This is a genomic window from Gordonia sp. CPCC 205333 (genome assembly GCF_048537885.1).
Classification (GTDB): domain Bacteria; phylum Actinomycetota; class Actinomycetes; order Mycobacteriales; family Mycobacteriaceae; genus Gordonia.
Genome location: NZ_JBCLVI010000002.1, coordinates 912,069 through 928,157, shown reverse-complemented (window position 1 = coordinate 928,157; position 16,089 = coordinate 912,069). Strand labels below are relative to the sequence as shown.

The 16,089-nt window shown below is 62.3% G+C and carries 15 protein-coding genes and 2 tRNA genes; 6 read left to right on the top strand and 11 right to left on the bottom strand.

What is annotated here, in order from left to right; translation table 11 throughout:
• Positions 1-56 precede the first annotated feature (56 nt).
• The gene (locus AAFP29_RS10060; RefSeq protein WP_419217190.1) at positions 57-533 is read left to right on the top strand and encodes a PH domain-containing protein; all 477 of its coding nucleotides are present in this window, start codon (positions 57-59) and stop codon (positions 531-533) included.
• Here AAFP29_RS10060 and AAFP29_RS10055 read toward each other — a convergent pair.
• Complete coding sequence (locus AAFP29_RS10055; RefSeq protein WP_419217189.1) at positions 518-1,183, bottom strand: rhomboid family intramembrane serine protease; 666 nt, start codon at positions 1,181-1,183, stop codon at positions 518-520. The genes AAFP29_RS10060 and AAFP29_RS10055 overlap by 16 nt on opposite strands.
• 41 nt (positions 1,184-1,224) lie before the next feature.
• Positions 1,225-1,743, bottom strand: a complete 519-nt coding sequence (locus tag AAFP29_RS10050) for a peptidylprolyl isomerase (protein ID WP_419217188.1) — start codon at positions 1,741-1,743, stop codon at positions 1,225-1,227.
• Positions 1,744-1,838: 95 nt separating this feature from the next.
• On the opposite strand from AAFP29_RS10050, the gene AAFP29_RS10045 reads away from it, so the two are divergent.
• Both AAFP29_RS10045 and AAFP29_RS10040 read left to right on the top strand, forming a co-directional pair.
• Positions 1,839-2,000 (top strand): hypothetical protein, encoded by a 162-nt coding sequence (locus AAFP29_RS10045; protein WP_419217187.1) that lies wholly within the window; start codon positions 1,839-1,841, stop codon positions 1,998-2,000.
• A 661-nt stretch (positions 2,001-2,661) separates the two neighbouring features.
• Positions 2,662-2,877: a DUF4190 domain-containing protein gene (locus AAFP29_RS10040; RefSeq protein ID WP_419217186.1), complete on the top strand. Its 216-nt coding sequence runs from the start codon at positions 2,662-2,664 to the stop codon at positions 2,875-2,877.
• Between the two features lie 6 nt (positions 2,878-2,883).
• Here AAFP29_RS10040 and AAFP29_RS10035 read toward each other — a convergent pair whose 3' ends face one another.
• Both AAFP29_RS10035 and AAFP29_RS10030 read right to left on the bottom strand, forming a co-directional pair.
• The gene (locus AAFP29_RS10035) at positions 2,884-4,713 is read right to left on the bottom strand and encodes a CocE/NonD family hydrolase (RefSeq protein ID WP_419217185.1); all 1,830 of its coding nucleotides are present in this window, start codon (positions 4,711-4,713) and stop codon (positions 2,884-2,886) included.
• 401 nt (positions 4,714-5,114) lie between these two features.
• On the bottom strand, positions 5,115-5,516 hold the full coding sequence (locus tag AAFP29_RS10030; protein ID WP_419217184.1) for a MerR family transcriptional regulator: 402 nt from the start codon (positions 5,514-5,516) through the stop codon (positions 5,115-5,117).
• A 56-nt stretch (positions 5,517-5,572) separates the two neighbouring features.
• Here AAFP29_RS10030 and AAFP29_RS10025 point away from each other — a divergent pair, with 56 nt between their 5' ends.
• Positions 5,573-6,367, top strand: a complete 795-nt coding sequence (locus AAFP29_RS10025) for an alpha/beta fold hydrolase (protein ID WP_419217183.1) — start codon at positions 5,573-5,575, stop codon at positions 6,365-6,367.
• Here AAFP29_RS10025 and AAFP29_RS10020 read toward each other — a convergent pair.
• Positions 6,351-7,148 (bottom strand): alpha/beta fold hydrolase, encoded by a 798-nt coding sequence (locus AAFP29_RS10020; RefSeq protein WP_419217182.1) that lies wholly within the window; start codon positions 7,146-7,148, stop codon positions 6,351-6,353. The two genes, AAFP29_RS10025 and AAFP29_RS10020, sit on opposite strands and share 17 nt — an antisense overlap.
• A gap of 65 nt (positions 7,149-7,213) precedes the next feature.
• Here AAFP29_RS10020 and AAFP29_RS10015 point away from each other — a divergent pair, with 65 nt between their 5' ends.
• Positions 7,214-7,558 (top strand): MerR family transcriptional regulator, encoded by a 345-nt coding sequence (locus tag AAFP29_RS10015; RefSeq protein WP_419217181.1) that lies wholly within the window; start codon positions 7,214-7,216, stop codon positions 7,556-7,558.
• 14 nt (positions 7,559-7,572) lie between these two features.
• Here AAFP29_RS10015 and AAFP29_RS10010 read toward each other — a convergent pair whose 3' ends face one another.
• Complete coding sequence (locus tag AAFP29_RS10010) at positions 7,573-8,256, bottom strand: lysoplasmalogenase (protein WP_419217180.1); 684 nt, start codon at positions 8,254-8,256, stop codon at positions 7,573-7,575.
• Between the two features lie 106 nt (positions 8,257-8,362).
• Here AAFP29_RS10010 and AAFP29_RS10005 point away from each other — a divergent pair, with 106 nt between their 5' ends.
• Positions 8,363-9,763, top strand: coding sequence for a carotenoid oxygenase family protein (locus tag AAFP29_RS10005; RefSeq protein ID WP_419217179.1), 1,401 nt, complete (start codon positions 8,363-8,365; stop codon positions 9,761-9,763).
• A gap of 357 nt (positions 9,764-10,120) precedes the next feature.
• On the opposite strand, the gene AAFP29_RS10000 is transcribed toward AAFP29_RS10005, so the two are convergent.
• The 5 genes from AAFP29_RS10000 to gyrB all read right to left on the bottom strand — a co-directional run bounded on the left by AAFP29_RS10000 (position 10,121) and on the right by gyrB (position 15,991).
• Positions 10,121-10,193: transfer RNA gene (locus AAFP29_RS10000), tRNA-Ala, on the bottom strand.
• A 54-nt stretch (positions 10,194-10,247) separates the two neighbouring features.
• Positions 10,248-10,321 (bottom strand) — tRNA-Ile (locus AAFP29_RS09995).
• An 83-nt stretch (positions 10,322-10,404) separates the two neighbouring features.
• Positions 10,405-11,286 carry a DUF3566 domain-containing protein gene (locus AAFP29_RS09990; RefSeq protein WP_419217178.1) on the bottom strand — a complete coding sequence of 294 codons (882 nt, stop codon included), beginning with the start codon at positions 11,284-11,286 and terminating at the stop codon, positions 10,405-10,407.
• A gap of 75 nt (positions 11,287-11,361) precedes the next feature.
• Positions 11,362-13,878, bottom strand: coding sequence for a DNA gyrase subunit A (gyrA, locus tag AAFP29_RS09985; protein ID WP_419217177.1), 2,517 nt, complete (start codon positions 13,876-13,878; stop codon positions 11,362-11,364).
• Between the two features lie 40 nt (positions 13,879-13,918).
• Entirely contained in the window at positions 13,919-15,991 is a 2,073-nt protein-coding gene (gyrB, locus tag AAFP29_RS09980) for a DNA topoisomerase (ATP-hydrolyzing) subunit B (RefSeq protein WP_419217176.1), read from the bottom strand.
• Positions 15,992-16,089 lie beyond the last annotated feature (98 nt).

Here is a 16,089-nt window from a genome sequence, read left to right as displayed (position 1 = left end):
TGTGTGTAATTCATCCCCATTGTGGGTAAGTCCTGTGGATAAGTCTGTGAGTCTCGATGGCTGAGCCGAATATCCAGTCCTGGTCGTCGCCCAAACCGTTCGCCTACGGGCTGATCGCCGGCGGCGTGGCGCTCTCGATCGCGGCCATCGTGACATTCGACGATCCGGCCGGTTCGGTTCTGATGGTCATTGCCGCGCTACTGCTATTCGGCTTCGGCGGTACGGCGGCGGCAGTCCGGCCTCGGCTGCGACTGGTGTCGACCGGCGGAACCCCAACCGTCACCATCCGGACGATATTCGGAGCGCAAACTTACGCCGCCGCCGACGTCGCGCGACTGCGCATCCTCGACTTTCGCCGAATGGGTCGCCGGATCGGTCATCTGGAGTTCGAGTTCGAGCCGCAACGCGGCTCGTCAGGCGAACCGACCGATGACGACACCCGCATCATCGTCATGGGCCGCTGGGAACTGGGCGCCGACATCCACGAAGTGGCTGACGCTCTTGAAGCCGCCGGATTTCAGGTGGAGCGCTGAGGACCGACAGCGCCGAGCAGCACCGCGACGAGCAGCACCGCAGCGGCCAACGCCCAGGCGACTCGCACTCCCCAGCCACGCGATAGGCCCGGCACGAATACGAATACGGCCGCGCTGATAGCGCCGAACAGCAGTCCGCCAAGGTGCGCCAGGATCGAGATATTCGGCAGGGTCAACGACAGCACGACGTTTACGGCGATAATGCCAATGACCGGCGCCACCGAGGTGCGCGCTCGCAGTACCAGAACCAGCAGGGCACCCATCAAACCGTAGATCGCGCCGGACGCGCCGGCCGTCAGGACCTCGGGTTTGCCGAATACTGCAACCGCCGCGCTACCACCGAACAGCGCCGTGAGATAGATCGCGGTGTATTGCCGAGGACCGAGCGCAGGTTCCAATGAGACGCCGAGCAGGTAGAGCGACACCATGTTGACGCCGAGGTGAATCAACGACAGGTGTAAGAATCCGGCGGTCAGCAGGCGCCAGTACTCACCGGCGGCGAGATCGATTCCGGACAGTGCCCAGCGGTCGAACAATGGGGGTAGATATGCGGCGACGTCAGTTGAATTCGCTTGTGCCGCACAGATTCCAAAGACGGCGACATTGATCGCGATAAGCGTGTAGGTAACCAACGGCCGGGCGCCGGCCACCTTGGTGGTCGACGCCCGGCCGTAGTTACCCGATGGCCCGGTCAGTTGATTTCGATCTTTTCGATGACGACGGCGTCAGTGGGACGGTCCTGTCGATCGACGGACGTGGTCGCGATCGCGTCGATGACCGCCTGCGAGGCAGCGTCGGTGACCTCGCCGAAGATGGTGTGCTTGCGGTTGAGGTGCGGGGTGGGTCCGACGGTGATGAAGAACTGCGAACCGTTGGTGCCTGGCCCGGCGTTGGCCATCGCGAGCAGGTAGGGCTTGTTGAACTGCAACTCGGGGTGGAACTCGTCTTCGAACTCGTAACCCGGACCGCCACGGCCGGTACCGGTTGGGTCGCCGCCCTGGATCATGAAGCCGCTGATGACGCGGTGAAAGACCGAGCCGTCGTAGAACGGGCCGGAGTCGCCGTCCGACGCGTTCTTGGTCGAGTAATCCTTACTACCGTCGGCGAGGCCGACGAAGTTGGCGACCGTCTTTGGCGCATGGTTCGGGAACAGTTCGACGACCACGTCACCGCGATTAGTGCGGATGGTCGCGGTTTTATTTTCACTCATACCTCTATCCAACCACTCTGCGCGACGGGCGTGCGCCGGACCCGCCCCGGGGGCGCGAAATGGCGACAGCTCCGGCATTTTGGCAGGGTGTAGGCATGCAATCGAAAATCGCGCGCGTGGCCGCCGTCGCCGCACTTCTCGCGGCCGCCGCTGCCGCCGCCTCGCTGACCCGACGCAAGGGTGTCGAGTTCCCGCCGGTCGCTCCCGAACCACCGCGTATCGAGGACATCTCACCTCCTTCAGCTCAGAGAAGGTAATTTATTACCGATGACAACAGACAACGGGGGTCCTGGCGCCGGGAGCGAAGCGAGCGGGCCACACCGACCTGGCGCCGGGAGCGAAGCGAGCGGGCCACACCGACCTGGCGCCGGGAGCGGGCCGGTTCCCTGGGACCGACGACAACCGCCGACTCCGCCCGCGCCGCCTCGGCCGACCGCCCCGGCTCCCGGAACTCCGGCACCGGGTCGGGTACCTCCTGGTCCCCGACCGGGTTGGCGACCACAGAACGGACCGCCTGCCGGTGGCCGTCGGGTGCCCAATCCGAATGCCGGACCGCGTCGCGCACCGACCGGTGCTCCTGCGGGTCCAGGAAATCCAGGTGGTCCAGGAAATCCGGGTGGTCCGGGAAATCAGGCGGGTCCAGGTAATCCAGCCGGCCCGCCGCGACCTAGTGGTCCGGGCCCCAACAATGGCCCGCCCCCGCGTACCGCGCCGCAGCGGCCCGCTCCCGCCGGAACACCGCCACCCCCGCAGCGACTCTCAAAAAGTCCAGCGCCACAAGGCAATTCGAAGGCCGCGCAGCCGCTCGCGTACTCTGAGGTTGATCACGACGACGCTACCGTCGACGAAAAGCCCGCGACCTCATCGCCCGCACCCACATCAACACCGCCCACGCGGTCAACCTCGCAGGAGAACTCGGTGCCGCCCACCAACCGCCTGGCGATTGTCGCCCTGGTGCTGTCCTTCTTGGGCGTCACGTGGTTACCCGGCGTGATCTGCGGTCATATGGCGCGCTCGGCCATCGCACGTACCGGCCAGACCGGTGATTCGTATGCGATCGCGGCGCTGTGGATCGGGTATTTCTATGCGGCGGTGACGATCACCGGCACCATTGTGTACCTCGTGATCTCCTGAACTAATTCACCGACGTCTGGGCACGGGATAGCGGAACGACCCGAGGTATCCTTCCAGATTCGAATTCGAACCGCCCGACGTCGGGGTTCCGATGTCAACCGGGGCTAGTGGCAAGGTCACCGTGCCGCCTTTGACCTGGATGCGGGCCTTCGTTGGCGTGTCATATCCCCAGCGACCGTTATTCGAATCGGTGACTCGGATCGCCAAGCGGTGACCCGCCGCAACCACCCAGTCGGTACTGAATAGTGCTATCGACGTCGACTTGGGTGCCAGGATCGCGGCGTTCTGGGTGATCAGTGTGCCGGTTCCAGTCTCGTCGACGTCGTATACATCGACCGCGACGGGCATCGTCGCTGGCCCGGTCGTATTGAGCGAGACCTTGATGGTCCCGGAGAGCCGGATATTCGACGCTTCGGGCGGCAGTACGGTCCACACTCCGTTCGACGCCGAGTCACCTGTCCTCGCCACTTGGAAGTTGGTGCCGCCGGGAGCCAGCGAGTCGAGCTGGGTTGCGTAGTATCGTCCCAGGTAGAGAATCTTTGTGGCGGTCTGGCGGCCGTCGTAGACATATGATCCGCTACGCAGGGTCGAGGTTCGCGAGGACACGTTCTGCGGCCAGGTCTGCTGTGCCCGCCAACGGCCCGTGTTGTCCTGGATGACGAAGCGAGGATCGCTTGTCGCCGCCGGCCTGCCCTTGAGGTGGGCGTCGAAGAACCTGCCGACCTCTTTGAGATACCCCGAGCGGCCGGTCGACAGCCGGTTGGGGGTGCCGGAATTGAGCAGCGCGGTCATGTCGGTGTCGTTGCCGCGGACGTGATCCCACATGCCGAGCCAGGCACGTACCGGTCCGCGCATTCCGGCCAATGCCTGCTCGAGGCCATCGGCCGAGGTGTTCTGATCGATGAATCCCTGGGTGAGGAACAGTGGGACCGTTGAGCCCCGCAATCGTGGCAGCAGATTTCTGGCGCGCCAATACGCGTCCGACTTCCGCGCGTTCAACTGCGCGAGCAAGCCGCCGGTCAGGCAGTAGGGATTTACGAAGTTCGCGAAGGATCGTTCGAAATACGACGACAGATCCATACCGGGTACCGGTGAGAATCCGGTCGAGAGATAGACGAATGACAGGGGCGTACCCAGTCGATTCACCCGCGGCACTCCATTGCCGTACAGGTAGCGGTACCAGTCGTAGACCGGCTCCTGGGCCACTGCGGCGGACAGTCCCGGCACTTCCATACCTGCGCCCATAAGCGCGGTGACGGCGTCGTAGGACTTGCCGTAGAGCCCAACCTTGCCGGTCGACCAGGGTTGGTTAGCCGCCCAGCGCACTGCGGACGCGACATCGGACTGCTCGCTTGGACCGGCCGCATCGGGGCAGCCCGAGCTTCCGCCGTAGCCGCGCAAGTCGACCATCACGACGGTATAGCCACGCTTGAGCAGGTCAGCGCCGGCGATCAGATCGTCGTAACGATTCGCCGGTATCAACCCGCGACCCATTCCGTCCCGGGCGTTGCCCTTTTCTCCCCGTCTGGCGAAGTGGTTGAAATACGGTCCGATCGCCATGACGACGGGAGTCTTCGCATTGGCAGGTAGGTTTCGCGGTCGCAGAACGTCGGCGTAGAGCGTGACGCCACCGGTGCTCGGAATCCGTGCGGCAGTCCAGAGTCCGTCGCCAACTGGTACACGGTTGGCTGGACCGACCGGTGCTGCGGACGCCGCGGACGGAATTACGACGACGCTTAGCCCAAGCAGCAGCCCAGCGACTAGTACAACGCTGAAACTACTCCGGGCTATATCGAATTTGCGGCGGCCATTTCGGTCCCGCCGGGCCAAATGCATGATCGACAGCTTATCGGAGATTGTGTCGCATTCCCTTATCCCCCAGTGATTCCCAGCAATTTGGGGGCCAATCTCAGGGTTATGGACTGGCAGTCTCATTTGATTTTCGGGTTGACAATTTGTGAGCATCACTCTGATCTCACGCGCCGTCGTTATTTGTTAAGTCGGCGAGTGATCTTCACCGAAGCCCATAGCCGACACTCGCGCCGCCAAATTCCCTGGTGGACAATGCAATTGAGAGCTTGCTGTCGAGATTGGTACACGCTCAGCACATCTTCGGAGGGGTGCAGCAGTGTGGACGCGCGATACAATTATCTGTACTCCGGCGTCGAGAATATTGAGTTATCCAATTTGATAAAGATCCGATATCGAAATGGTGTTTTAGGCAGTCAAACGACTTATCAATAGTCGGTTCTGCGTGCTTCCGTTTCCGTAGATCGGATGACCTCTTGAAGGATCGACTTCGAGATGTTCAAGTCGCGGATCATGGACTCGATACGGCCGCACTCAGCGGTCAGTTCATCGACCAGTCGCGGCGTCGCGTGTTCGTTGGGGCGACCTTCGGGGGCTCGCATACAGGGCAGAAGCTGCGCGATCTTGGTGCTGTGTAACCCAGCGGCGAATAGCTGCTGGATAAGGATGACCCGATCCACAGCGGCTTCCGGGTATTCCCGATGCCCGCCGGGCGTGCGCTCGGAGATGAGCATCTTCTGTTGCTCGTAGTACCGGAGTGATCGGACGCTTACGCCGGTGCGCCGCGATAGCTCACCGATCCGTATCCATTCCGCAGTTGAATCTGACATTGATGTCAGACTCTATCGTCTTCATACCTGAATATGGAACGGAGTGAGTAGTGAACATGGTTGATCATTCGTTCGTCACGGTGGGCGACGGTGTCGAGATCGCCTATCGCTTCGACGGTCTGGCGGACGGCGCGGTACTGATCCTGTCGAATTCCATCGGCACGACGATGAGGATGTGGGACGGAGTCATTGCCGACCTCGGGAGTCGATTTCGCATCTTGCGCTACGACACTCGGGGGCACGGAATGTCCGGCTCGCCGGCCGGTGACTACTCATTCGACCGCCTCGGCAGGGATGTATTGGAGCTGCTCGACGCGTTGCGAATCGACCGTGCCCACTTCTGCGGCCTGTCGCTGGGTGGGTTCATCGGACAATGGCTCGGTGTTCACGCTCCGCGCCGAGTCGACCATCTAATTCTGGCGAACACCTCCGCGTACTTGGGGCCCGCGGCTCAGTGGGACGAGCAGATCGCGCGGTTACGAACGTCGCCGGATATTCCCGCGACCGCCCAACGATTCCTGGACAACTGGTTCCCCGAAACCATCCGAGATACCAGCGAAGTAGATCCTTTTCGGGAAGACCTGCTGGCGGTCGATCCGCGTGGCCTCGCCGGATGTTTCGCGGCAGTACGTGATGCCGACCTGCGCCGCCTCGGATCGTTGATCCCCAACCCCACGCTCGTAATCACCGGCGACTACGACGAGGTATGTCTGCCCGGTCACGGCGAGCTCATCGCGGCGGCTATCCCCGACGCCACGCGGGTTGGCTTTCCGGTGGTACATCTTGCCAACGTCGAGCAACCCGCACTCTTTGTCGAGACCGTTCTCCACTTCCTCACAACTGACCGATGAAATCGAAGACGTCATCGGCCCACCGGGCGCTCTGCTCCGGCGTGAAGATATGTCCGGCGTCGGGATACTCGACGACCCTCGCGCCGCTGATGTCGCTGAACGCTCGCGCGGTGGCGGGCAGGACAATGCGGTCCTGGCCGCCAACGACAACCAGTACGGGCACGTCGATATCGTCGAAGAGGGCAGTAACGTCGGTCCGGCCGGCGAGTTCGGCATGCGCGGCGCCGCCGGCCGGATATCCCGATCGGACCGCTTCGACGGTGGCGGCGTAGTCCGCGGGCGACAGGGCGGCGAGACTGGATTCGGTGCCGATCGAATAGGTCATCAGGGCGGCCAGCGCCTCCCACTCCTCATGTGCCGCCAGGGATCGCCAGATCTGGGTGAAGGCTGTGATCTGCGCGTCAGAGTGAGCAAGACCAACCGTGAGGACGAGCGCGCTGACATGTTCTGGATGGCGAGCTGCCGCGGTCACCGCGACCGCTGCGCCCAGGGACAGTCCGACGATCGGGAAGGTGTCGCCGCCAGCACGAATGCCGGCCGCGACCACTTGATCGGCCAACGTCGAAATATCCAGTTGCCCTTGTGAATTCGGTGTCGATGCAGTACCGGGATAGTAGGGTCCGGCGAATCTGAACTGTTCTCGCCGACTATCGATCAACGGGCCGAAGTTCTCACGTACGCCGCCGCCCGCTCCATGCGCGAGAGCGATGACGGGGCCGTTGCCATCGTCGACGAAGTCGACATCGGTAAGGATCTCTTCGATCAAATGCTGCGGAATCATGCCGAAACCGTAAGCGTTGACGTCGGGGTGAAGGTCAAGCCAAAATTCGACACCGGAGGTCTGTAGTGCTGATCGGTGAATTAGCCGCGCGGACCGGCGTCACCCGCCGCGCTCTGCGCTACTACGAAGAACAAGAACTGCTACGTCCCGAACGTGCCGGGAACGGCTACCGCCGCTACCCGGCTTCGGCGGTGGCAACCGTCCACCAGATTCGGGCGTTACTCGACGCCGGTTTCACCAGTCAGACAGTCGCGCGTTTACTCCCGTGCGCGGCAGACGCACCAGTTCGGATCGATCTCTGTCCCGCCGTCGTCGCCGAGATGAATGACGTGCTGGCCGGGATCGAGACTCAGCTCGGTGAACTCAGTCGTCAGCGGGAATCGATCGAAGGCCTGCTTTCGCCGGGCTGAGAGTGGCGGCCAGCTCAGTCGCCTCGCACCCGACGACTGGCTCCGATCGCAAGCGCGCCCTGAGCGAGTGCATAGGTCGCCATGATCGGTACGGCAAGGTTGCTCGTCCATCCCCAATCGGGCAATTCGCGAATCGCGATCATGCCGTCAGAGACGAGGAATAGCGCGCCGCCGACGCCGGCGACCACTCCCAGACCCGTCGACAACACCGCTGACGCCCCGACAAGTAGCGCGTAGACGGTCACCGGCGCGAGTAACGCACCAGCGCCGGGAGCGCAGAGCGCTATCACCGCGATCGCCGCGATCACGTACGGCGCCAACCACATTCGGCGATGTAGAAGCGAACTGCTTCGGTAGGGCCAGAAGGCCGCGAGGTACGCGACCTGTGCACACGCGAATAGTCCCATCATCACCAGGAAACCGTCGTCAAGGAACTCCGGGACGGTATCGCCCAGCCAGGAAAAGCCCAGGCCGGCGAGCATCAACCAGAACAAGCGGGTGCGGACACCTTTCGACGCGACCCACAGATACGCGATTACGGTCGGAACGATGAGGATCTTGGTGAGGGTCGCCGTGTTGTCGTCGCCGAATCCCAACGCCACCAGGTGTACTGACACAATCACGACGAACGCGATGACGATCGCGACCATCGCGGGTTCTGGCCGGGTGTCGGTGGGCGCGGCGGGAGTTTCGGTCACCCGATCACCGTAAAGCAGACATTTTTGGCTCGAGTCGGAGGCATGACTGCACCCGGACGAGGATCATGGGTTCAATCAGCCCTCTCCCCGACTTTCGGAGTCTCCCATGGTCGCAACCACTGACCCGTTCGCTCGTCCCGCGCCTGTCGACATCGCGCACCATGCACATCTCACCGGAGTCTTCGCCCCGCAGCGCGAGGAAATCGACGTCGACGGGCTCGAGATTCGTGGAAAGATTCCGTCCGACTTGAACGGCGCCTACCTGCGCAACGGGCCCAATCCGCGGTTCGACCCGATCGGCCACTATGTATACCCGCTTGATGGCGACGGCATGGTCCATCGACTCACCTTGCGCGACGGTCGCGCCGCATATCTCAATAGGTATGTACGAACACCCATGGTCGTCGAAGAGGAACGCGTCGGTCATGCGATCTGGCCGGGCGTGACTGACCTGTGGACACCCGAGGCGGACGAGGTCGGCACAGCCCTGGCTGGAACGACGCGGGATCTGCCGGACATCAATATCGTGCGACACGGGGGGCGATTGCTTGCGATGGCGGAGGCCGCACCGCCTTACCGGCTGGCCCCGCGGGACCTGGCTACGTTGGGTCGCGAAACTTGTGACGGCGCGATGGCAGTCGGCAGCACCGCTCATCCCAAACTCGATCCCGAGACCGGCGAGCTGGTGCTGTTCAACTATCTGTTGGAGGCTCCCTACCTGACGTGGTCGGTCATCGGACCCGACGGCCGATGCACGCGGCCACCGACCGTCGTCGAAGGTGTGGCGCGGTCAGTGATGATCCACGACATGGCTCTAACGTCGAAGTATGTCGTAATCTTCTTGTGTCCCTTGAGGTTTGACATCGCCGCTGCGATGGCCGGTGGCTCGGTCCTCGACTGGCGACCCGACGACGGCACCCGAATCGCGCTGATTCCGCGCGACGGGTCGCCGGTGATCTGGATCGACACGGAACCGTTCTGGGTATGGCATTTCGCCAATGCCTACGACTCGGCCGGGTCAGTCGTCGTTGACTATGTGCAATGGTCGTATCCCGCCGGTTTCGCCAAGGAGTCCGCCCCGCCGGCCTGTGGTCTCGTACGGGCGACGATTGATCCGGCCACTCGCACGGTCACCCGCGATACCCGGTCCACACACAGCATCGAATTCCCCCGGATTGACGATCGACTCTCCACCAAACGGCACCGCTGGGTGTCGACGGTCGGCAAGGTCGTCGAGGGTCCCGGTCCGACTACCGCACTACGATTCTTCGATCTGGAGGCCGGAGCTGAGCATAAGGTCTCAGCCGAAGGGATGATCTACGGCGAGCCGATCTACCTTCCTGGTGCACAGGACGACTACTGGGGAGCGTTCACCACCGACCTGCGCGACGACTCGTCGTGGTTTGTCATTCTCCCGGCCGATGATCTCGACGCCGGACCGGTGGCCGAGATCAAGATGCCGCACCGAGTGCCGGCGGGCCTACATGGGGCGTGGCTGGCCGAATAGGGGGCGGCACGATTCGCTATCAGGGACGTGGCCCGCGCGTTGCGACTGCGAGACGACGGTGACGGTATTCGCCGACACGATTCACCCGGTGGCCGAGTCGTGGTGAGACCCCAGCCGACTGCCTGGGGTTCCGCCTGTTAAAGAGCACGAATCGTTGGGGGCTGGAACCGGCTGCGCTGGCTGCCGATCATGAGCGCGGTACCCCGGGGCGTCGGTTGGCGACCTGATAACAGCGGTTGACCCAAGGATGTATGTAAGGGCACCTGCTCCGTCGAAGGAGCGGACCCACCAATCGTGGGCAAAGACGAAGAACGGCACCCTCCCGAAGTCGAGAGAATGCCGTCTCAATTCAAACTGTGGAGCCTAGGAGATTCGAACTCCTGACATCTGCCTTGCAAAGGCAGCGCTCTACCAACTGAGCTAAGGCCCCGTGCCGGGGTACCCGGACTTGGGTTTGCGTCGACCGAAAATTCGGTGTTCGCGGTGGGCCTAGGAGGACTTGAACCTCCGACCTCTTCGTTATCAGCGAAGCGCTCTAACCGCCTGAGCTATAGGCCCGTGAACCGAGGAATGAGATTACCCGAGAGTGCCATCATTAATCAAAACGGCACAATCGTCGCAGGTCATACCCCGGTTTTCGGTCAATCGAGATCGGCCAGGGTCACTTCCGCGCCACCGACCAAATCGGCACACAGGTTGTAGATGAACGCACCGATCGTCGCCAACGCTGTGAGCAATATCGCGTTGATCGCGCCGAGCCCGACGGCCCACCCGAAGATGGTGCCGGCACCGAAGATGTCGCCACCGCCCGACGATCCGTCCGCCGTCGTCAACGTTCCGAAGGAACTGTTGACCTGATCCCAGACACCCATGCCGTCGAGGATCAGATACAGCACGGCAACCGAGATCAGCCAGACGAAGAACCCGACGATCGACAGCACTGCGGAGATCTTGAACATCGCCCACGGATCGATCCGACGAATCTGCACCGACGCCCGCAGCGCCCGCCCGGCACCCACCTGAGTGGGCCCAGAACGAGTCGATGACGACGACGGCACTGCCTTACCCGACTTAGCCGCATCCACATGGTGGATCGCGTCGAGATCCGGCAGATTCTGCGTCGCCAGTCCCGCACGATCGATATTGCGAGTCGGCGACTCAACAAACGTCTCCGACGCCGCGCCACCGCTCTCACCATCACCCGCCTTCGCGCCGGCCGCATCAAGCTTGTTCAACGGCTTGCGCTTATCGGTGCCAGGCGTCCCACTCACGACACCACGAGGCGGCGGCCCCGCCGGAGCCTTCGCTCCCGGCGCCGAATCAACCTGGCCCGCTCGCTGCGCTCCCGGCGCCGAATCAACCTGGCCCGCTCGCTGCGCTCCCGGCGCCGTCGACTCACTCTGACCGCGCTGCCACGGGGGCACAACCGTCGCCCGGGTCCCCGACGTCGACGGAGACTCGGTCGACTCCGACGAACCAGCACCATCGGTCTTCTGCTCGTCTGGTTCATTCGCTGTGCTCAATGACATTCCTTGAATCGGCGGTGGCGGGTGGGCTGGTCCGGCATGTCACGTGGACCTGGGTTCACGGTACCGACGTTACTTCTTGGTGGCCGTGTCGCTCGACGGTTCCTCTTCAGGCTCGTCCGCGTTGCGTGCGATCGCCAATAGCGTAGTGCCTTCGCCCAGGTTCATCAGGCGAACACCCTTGGTCTGGCGACCCGCCTTACGTACCTGCTTGGCACCGGTACGGATAACACCGCCGCCGGAGGTAATCGCGTAGAGCTCGGTCTCGTCGTCGACAATGAGGGCACCGATCAGATTGCCGCGTCGACGATCATGCTGAATCGTCAGCACACCCTTGCCGCCGCGACCCTGTACCGGGTAGTCATCCATCGCGGTGCGCTTGGCATACCCGCCCGACGTCGCCACCAGGAGATAGGTATCGGGTACCACCACATTGAGCGAGAGCAGCTTGTCGTCGTCGTTGAATCGCATACCCTGCACACCCGAGGTCTGCCGGCCCATCGGCCGCAGTACCTCGTCAGTGGCGCTGAATCGGATCGACTGACCGTGATCGGATACCAGCAGCAGATCGTCTTCGGAACTGCACAACTGCGCACCGACCAACTCATCCTCGCCGCGCAGGTTGATCGCGGCGATGCCGCCGGACCGGTTCGAGTCGAAGTCCTCGAGCTTGGACTTCTTCACCAGCCCGTTGCGCGTTGCGAGCACCAAATACGGTGCGTCCGAATAGGTTTTGAGCTGGATGATCTGCGCGATTCGCTCTTCCGGTTGGAAGGCAAGGAGATTCGCGACATGCTGACCGCGTGCGGTGCGGTTCGCTTCGGGTAGCTCGTAAGCCTTCGCACGGTATACGCGGCCCTTGGTGGTGAAGAACAGCAGCCAATCATGCGTCGAGCAGACGAAGAAGTGCGCGACGATATCGTCCTGCTTGAGGCCGGCACCTTGCACACCCTTGCCACCGCGGCGCTGGCTGCGGTAGAGGTCGGTCTTGGTCCGCTTGGCATACCCGGTCTCGGTGATCGTGACGACGACGTCTTCACGGGCGATGAGGTCCTCGTCGGCTACATCACCCTCTGCCGCAACGATTTTCGTGCGGCGCTCGTCGCCATACTTGTCGACGACCTCGCGCAGCTCGTCGCGCACGATGGCACGCTGACGCTCGGGTTTGTCCAGGATGTCCTTTAGGTCGGCGATTTCGCGCTCGATCTCGGCGAGCTCGTCGACGATCTTCTGACGCTCGAGTGCGGACAGGCGACGCAACTGCATCGCGAGGATCGCGTCGGCCTGGATCTCGTCGATGTCAAGCAGATCGATCAGTCCGCGACGCGCGGCATCGGTATTCGCCGACGCACGAATCAATGCGATCACTTCGTCAAGTGCGTCAAGGGCTTTCACCAGACCGCGCAGAATATGAGCGCGCTCTTCGGCCTTGCGCAGCCGGTACCGGGTGCGTCGCACGATCACGTCGATCTGGTGTGCGACGTACAGGCGGATCATCTGATCCAGACGCAGGGTGCGTGGCACACCGTCGACGATCGACAGCATGTTGGCACCGAAGTTCGTCTGCAGTTGGCTGTGCTTGTACAGGTTGTTCAGCACCACCTTCGCGACCGCATCGCGACGCAGTGTCACGACGATGCGCATGCCGACACGATCGGATGACTGATCCTCAATTCGGCTGATGCCCTTGAGTTTTCCTTCGTTGACCTGCTCGGCGACCGACGCGATCAGATTGTCCGGATTGACCTGATACGGCAGCTCGGTAATGACCAGGGTCGTGGCGCCCTTGTTCTCCTCGACGTCGACGACGCCGCGCATGCGGATCGAGCCACGACCGGTGGTGTAGGCATCCTTAATGCCCTGACCACCGACGATAAGTCCCGAGGTTGGGAAATCGGGACCCTTAACCGCGTCCATACACGCGGCGAGCAACTCCTCGTCATCGGCCTCGGGGTTAGCGAGCGTCCAGAACACCGCGTCCGCGACCTCGGTGAGGTTATGCGGCGGAATATTGGTCGCCATACCGACCGCGATACCGCCGGAACCATTGATCAGCAGGTTCGGGATACGCGACGGCAGCACCGTCGGTTCCTGAGTCTTGCCGTCGTAGTTCGGGATGAAATCGACTGTCTCCTCGTCGATGTCGCGCAGCATCTCCATCGCCAGCGGCGTGAGACGCGCCTCGGTGTAACGCATCGCGGCCGCGCCGTCGTTGCCGCGCGAGCCGAAGTTGCCCTGCCCGTCGACCAACGGATAGCGCAACGACCACGGCTGGGCCAGACGAACGAGGGCGTCGTAGATCGCGGTGTCACCGTGCGGGTGATAGTTACCCATTGTCTCGGCAACAGGTTTCGCGGATTTCACGTAGCTGCGGTCCGGCCGGAAACCAGCATCGTTCATCGCGTAGAGCAGGCGGCGGTGCACCGGCTTGAGGCCGTCGCGGACCTCGGGCAGCGCACGGCCGACAATCACGCTCATCGCGTAGTCGATATAGCTGTTCTGCATCTCCTGTTGAATGTCAACGGGTTCGATGCGGTCGCGGGCGCCGCCGTCGTCGGTGCCGCTTGGGGGCAAAGTGGTATCTGTCATTGGTGTTTCACGCCTTCGAGATCAGTGGATGCTAGGAGACCTAGACATCGAGGAAGCGGACGTCCTTGGCATTGCGCGCGATGAAGCTGCGGCGGGCGGCGACGTCCTCACCCATCAGGATGGAGAACAGTTCGTCGGCGGCAGCCGCGTCGTCGAGGGTCACCTGGCGAAGGATACGAACCTCGGGATCCATTGTGGTTTCCCACAATTCCTTAGCATTCATCTCGCCGAGACCCTTGTAGCGCTGGATGCCGTCCTCGGTGTTGATCTTCTTATTGTTGGACTTTCCAGCTTCGAGTAGAGCGTCACGCTCGCGGTCGGAGTAGGCGAACTCCGGCTCAGCACCCTTCTGCCACTTCAACTTGTAGAGCGGCGGCTGCGCCAGGAACACGTGACCGTGTTCGACCAGTGGGCGCATGAAGCGGAACAGCAGTGTCAGCAACAACGTCGAAATGTGTTGTCCGTCAACGTCAGCATCGGCCATCAGCACGATCTTGTGATAGCGCAACTTGGCGATATCGAACTCGTCGTGGATACCCGTGCCAAATGCGGTGATGATCGACTGGACTTCAGCGTTCTTAAGCACCCGGTCGATGCGCGCCTTCTCGACATTGATGATCTTGCCGCGCAACGGAAGAATCGCTTGGTACATCGAGTCACGACCGGATTTCGCTGAGCCACCGGCCGAATCGCCCTCGACGATGTAGACCTCACATTTGGTCGGGTCGTTGCTACGGCAGTCGGCGAGCTTGCCGGGCAAGCCGCCGATATCGGTTGCGGTCTTGCGCCGCACCAACTCTCGCGCTTTGCGGGCCGCCATCCGCGCCTGTGCGGAATCGACGGCCTTACGGATAATGACCTTCGCCTCGGCTGGATTCGACTCAAACCAGTGCGCGAGATGCTCGTTGCACATCTTCTGCACAAAGCTCTTCACCTCGGTGTTGCCGAGTTTGGTCTTGGTCTGACCCTCGAACTGGGGATCGCCGACCTTGACCGAGATAACAGCGGCGAGTCCTTCGCGGATATCATCGCCGGTCAGCTTGCCGTCTTTCTCCTTGACCAACTTCTTGTCGGCCGCGTACTTGTTCACGGTGCTAGTCAATGCCGCGCGGAAACCCTCTTCGTGGGTGCCGCCCTCGTGGGTATTAATGGTGTTGGCGAAGGTGTGGACAGACTCGGAATAGCCGTTGTTCCACTGCATCGCGATCTCAACCTCATGGCCGGTTCCCTTGCCGGTGAATCCGACGACCGAGGTGTGGATAGGATGCTTCGTCCGATTGAGGTGCTTGATGTAGTCGACCAGACCATCGGGATAGTGGTAGGTGCGCGTCTTGATCTTCGCGACCCGATCAGCCTTTTCTTCTTTATTGCCAACGACTTCCGCCGTATCGTCGCCGTCGTTACCCCCGCCCATCTCGGCCTCAGCCTCGGCGGCTTCGTCGGTCAGACGCTCGTCGGTCAGTGTGATGGTCAGGCCCTTGTTGAGGAAGGCCATTTCCTGCAATCGGCGCGCGACGGTTTCAGCGTTGAAGGTGGTGGTCTCGAAGATTTCGGAGTCGGGCCAGAATCGGACGGTGGTGCCGGTCTTACGAGTGGCCGCGCCCTTCTCGAGCGGATTGGGCACCGCGTGGTGGTAGGTCTGGTCCCAGTGGAAGCCGCCGTAGTCGATCGCGAGTTCCACGCGGGTCGACAGCGCGTTGACCACGGAGATACCAACGCCGTGCAGGCCACCGGACACCGCATAGGAATCGGAGTCGAACTTGCCGCCCGCGTGCAGCTGGGTCATGACAACCTCGACGGTCGGCACCCCGGTCTTGTGCATGTCGGTAGGAATGCCACGACCATCGTCAACGACTTTCACTCCGCCGTCGGCAAGCAGCGTGACGTCAACCTGCGACGCATAGCCGGCCATCGCCTCGTCGACCGAGTTGTCGACGACCTCCCAGATCAGGTGGTGCAAGCCTCGTTCACCGGTGGAACCGATGTACATACCCGGTCGTTTCCGGACGGCCTCGAGACCCTCGAGAATGCTGATGGAATCGGCGCCGTATTCAGAACTCTTCTTCGAGCTCTTCTTGGCTGCTGACGAGTCGGAACTATTGGTATCGGTCACGACGTGCGTCCGCTCCTTCTGTTGTCGGTTTTACCCCGCGGATGATGGCCGCACGCCGAGTGTTCGGCGGGGCACTTCACACATAGTACTGGACCAGT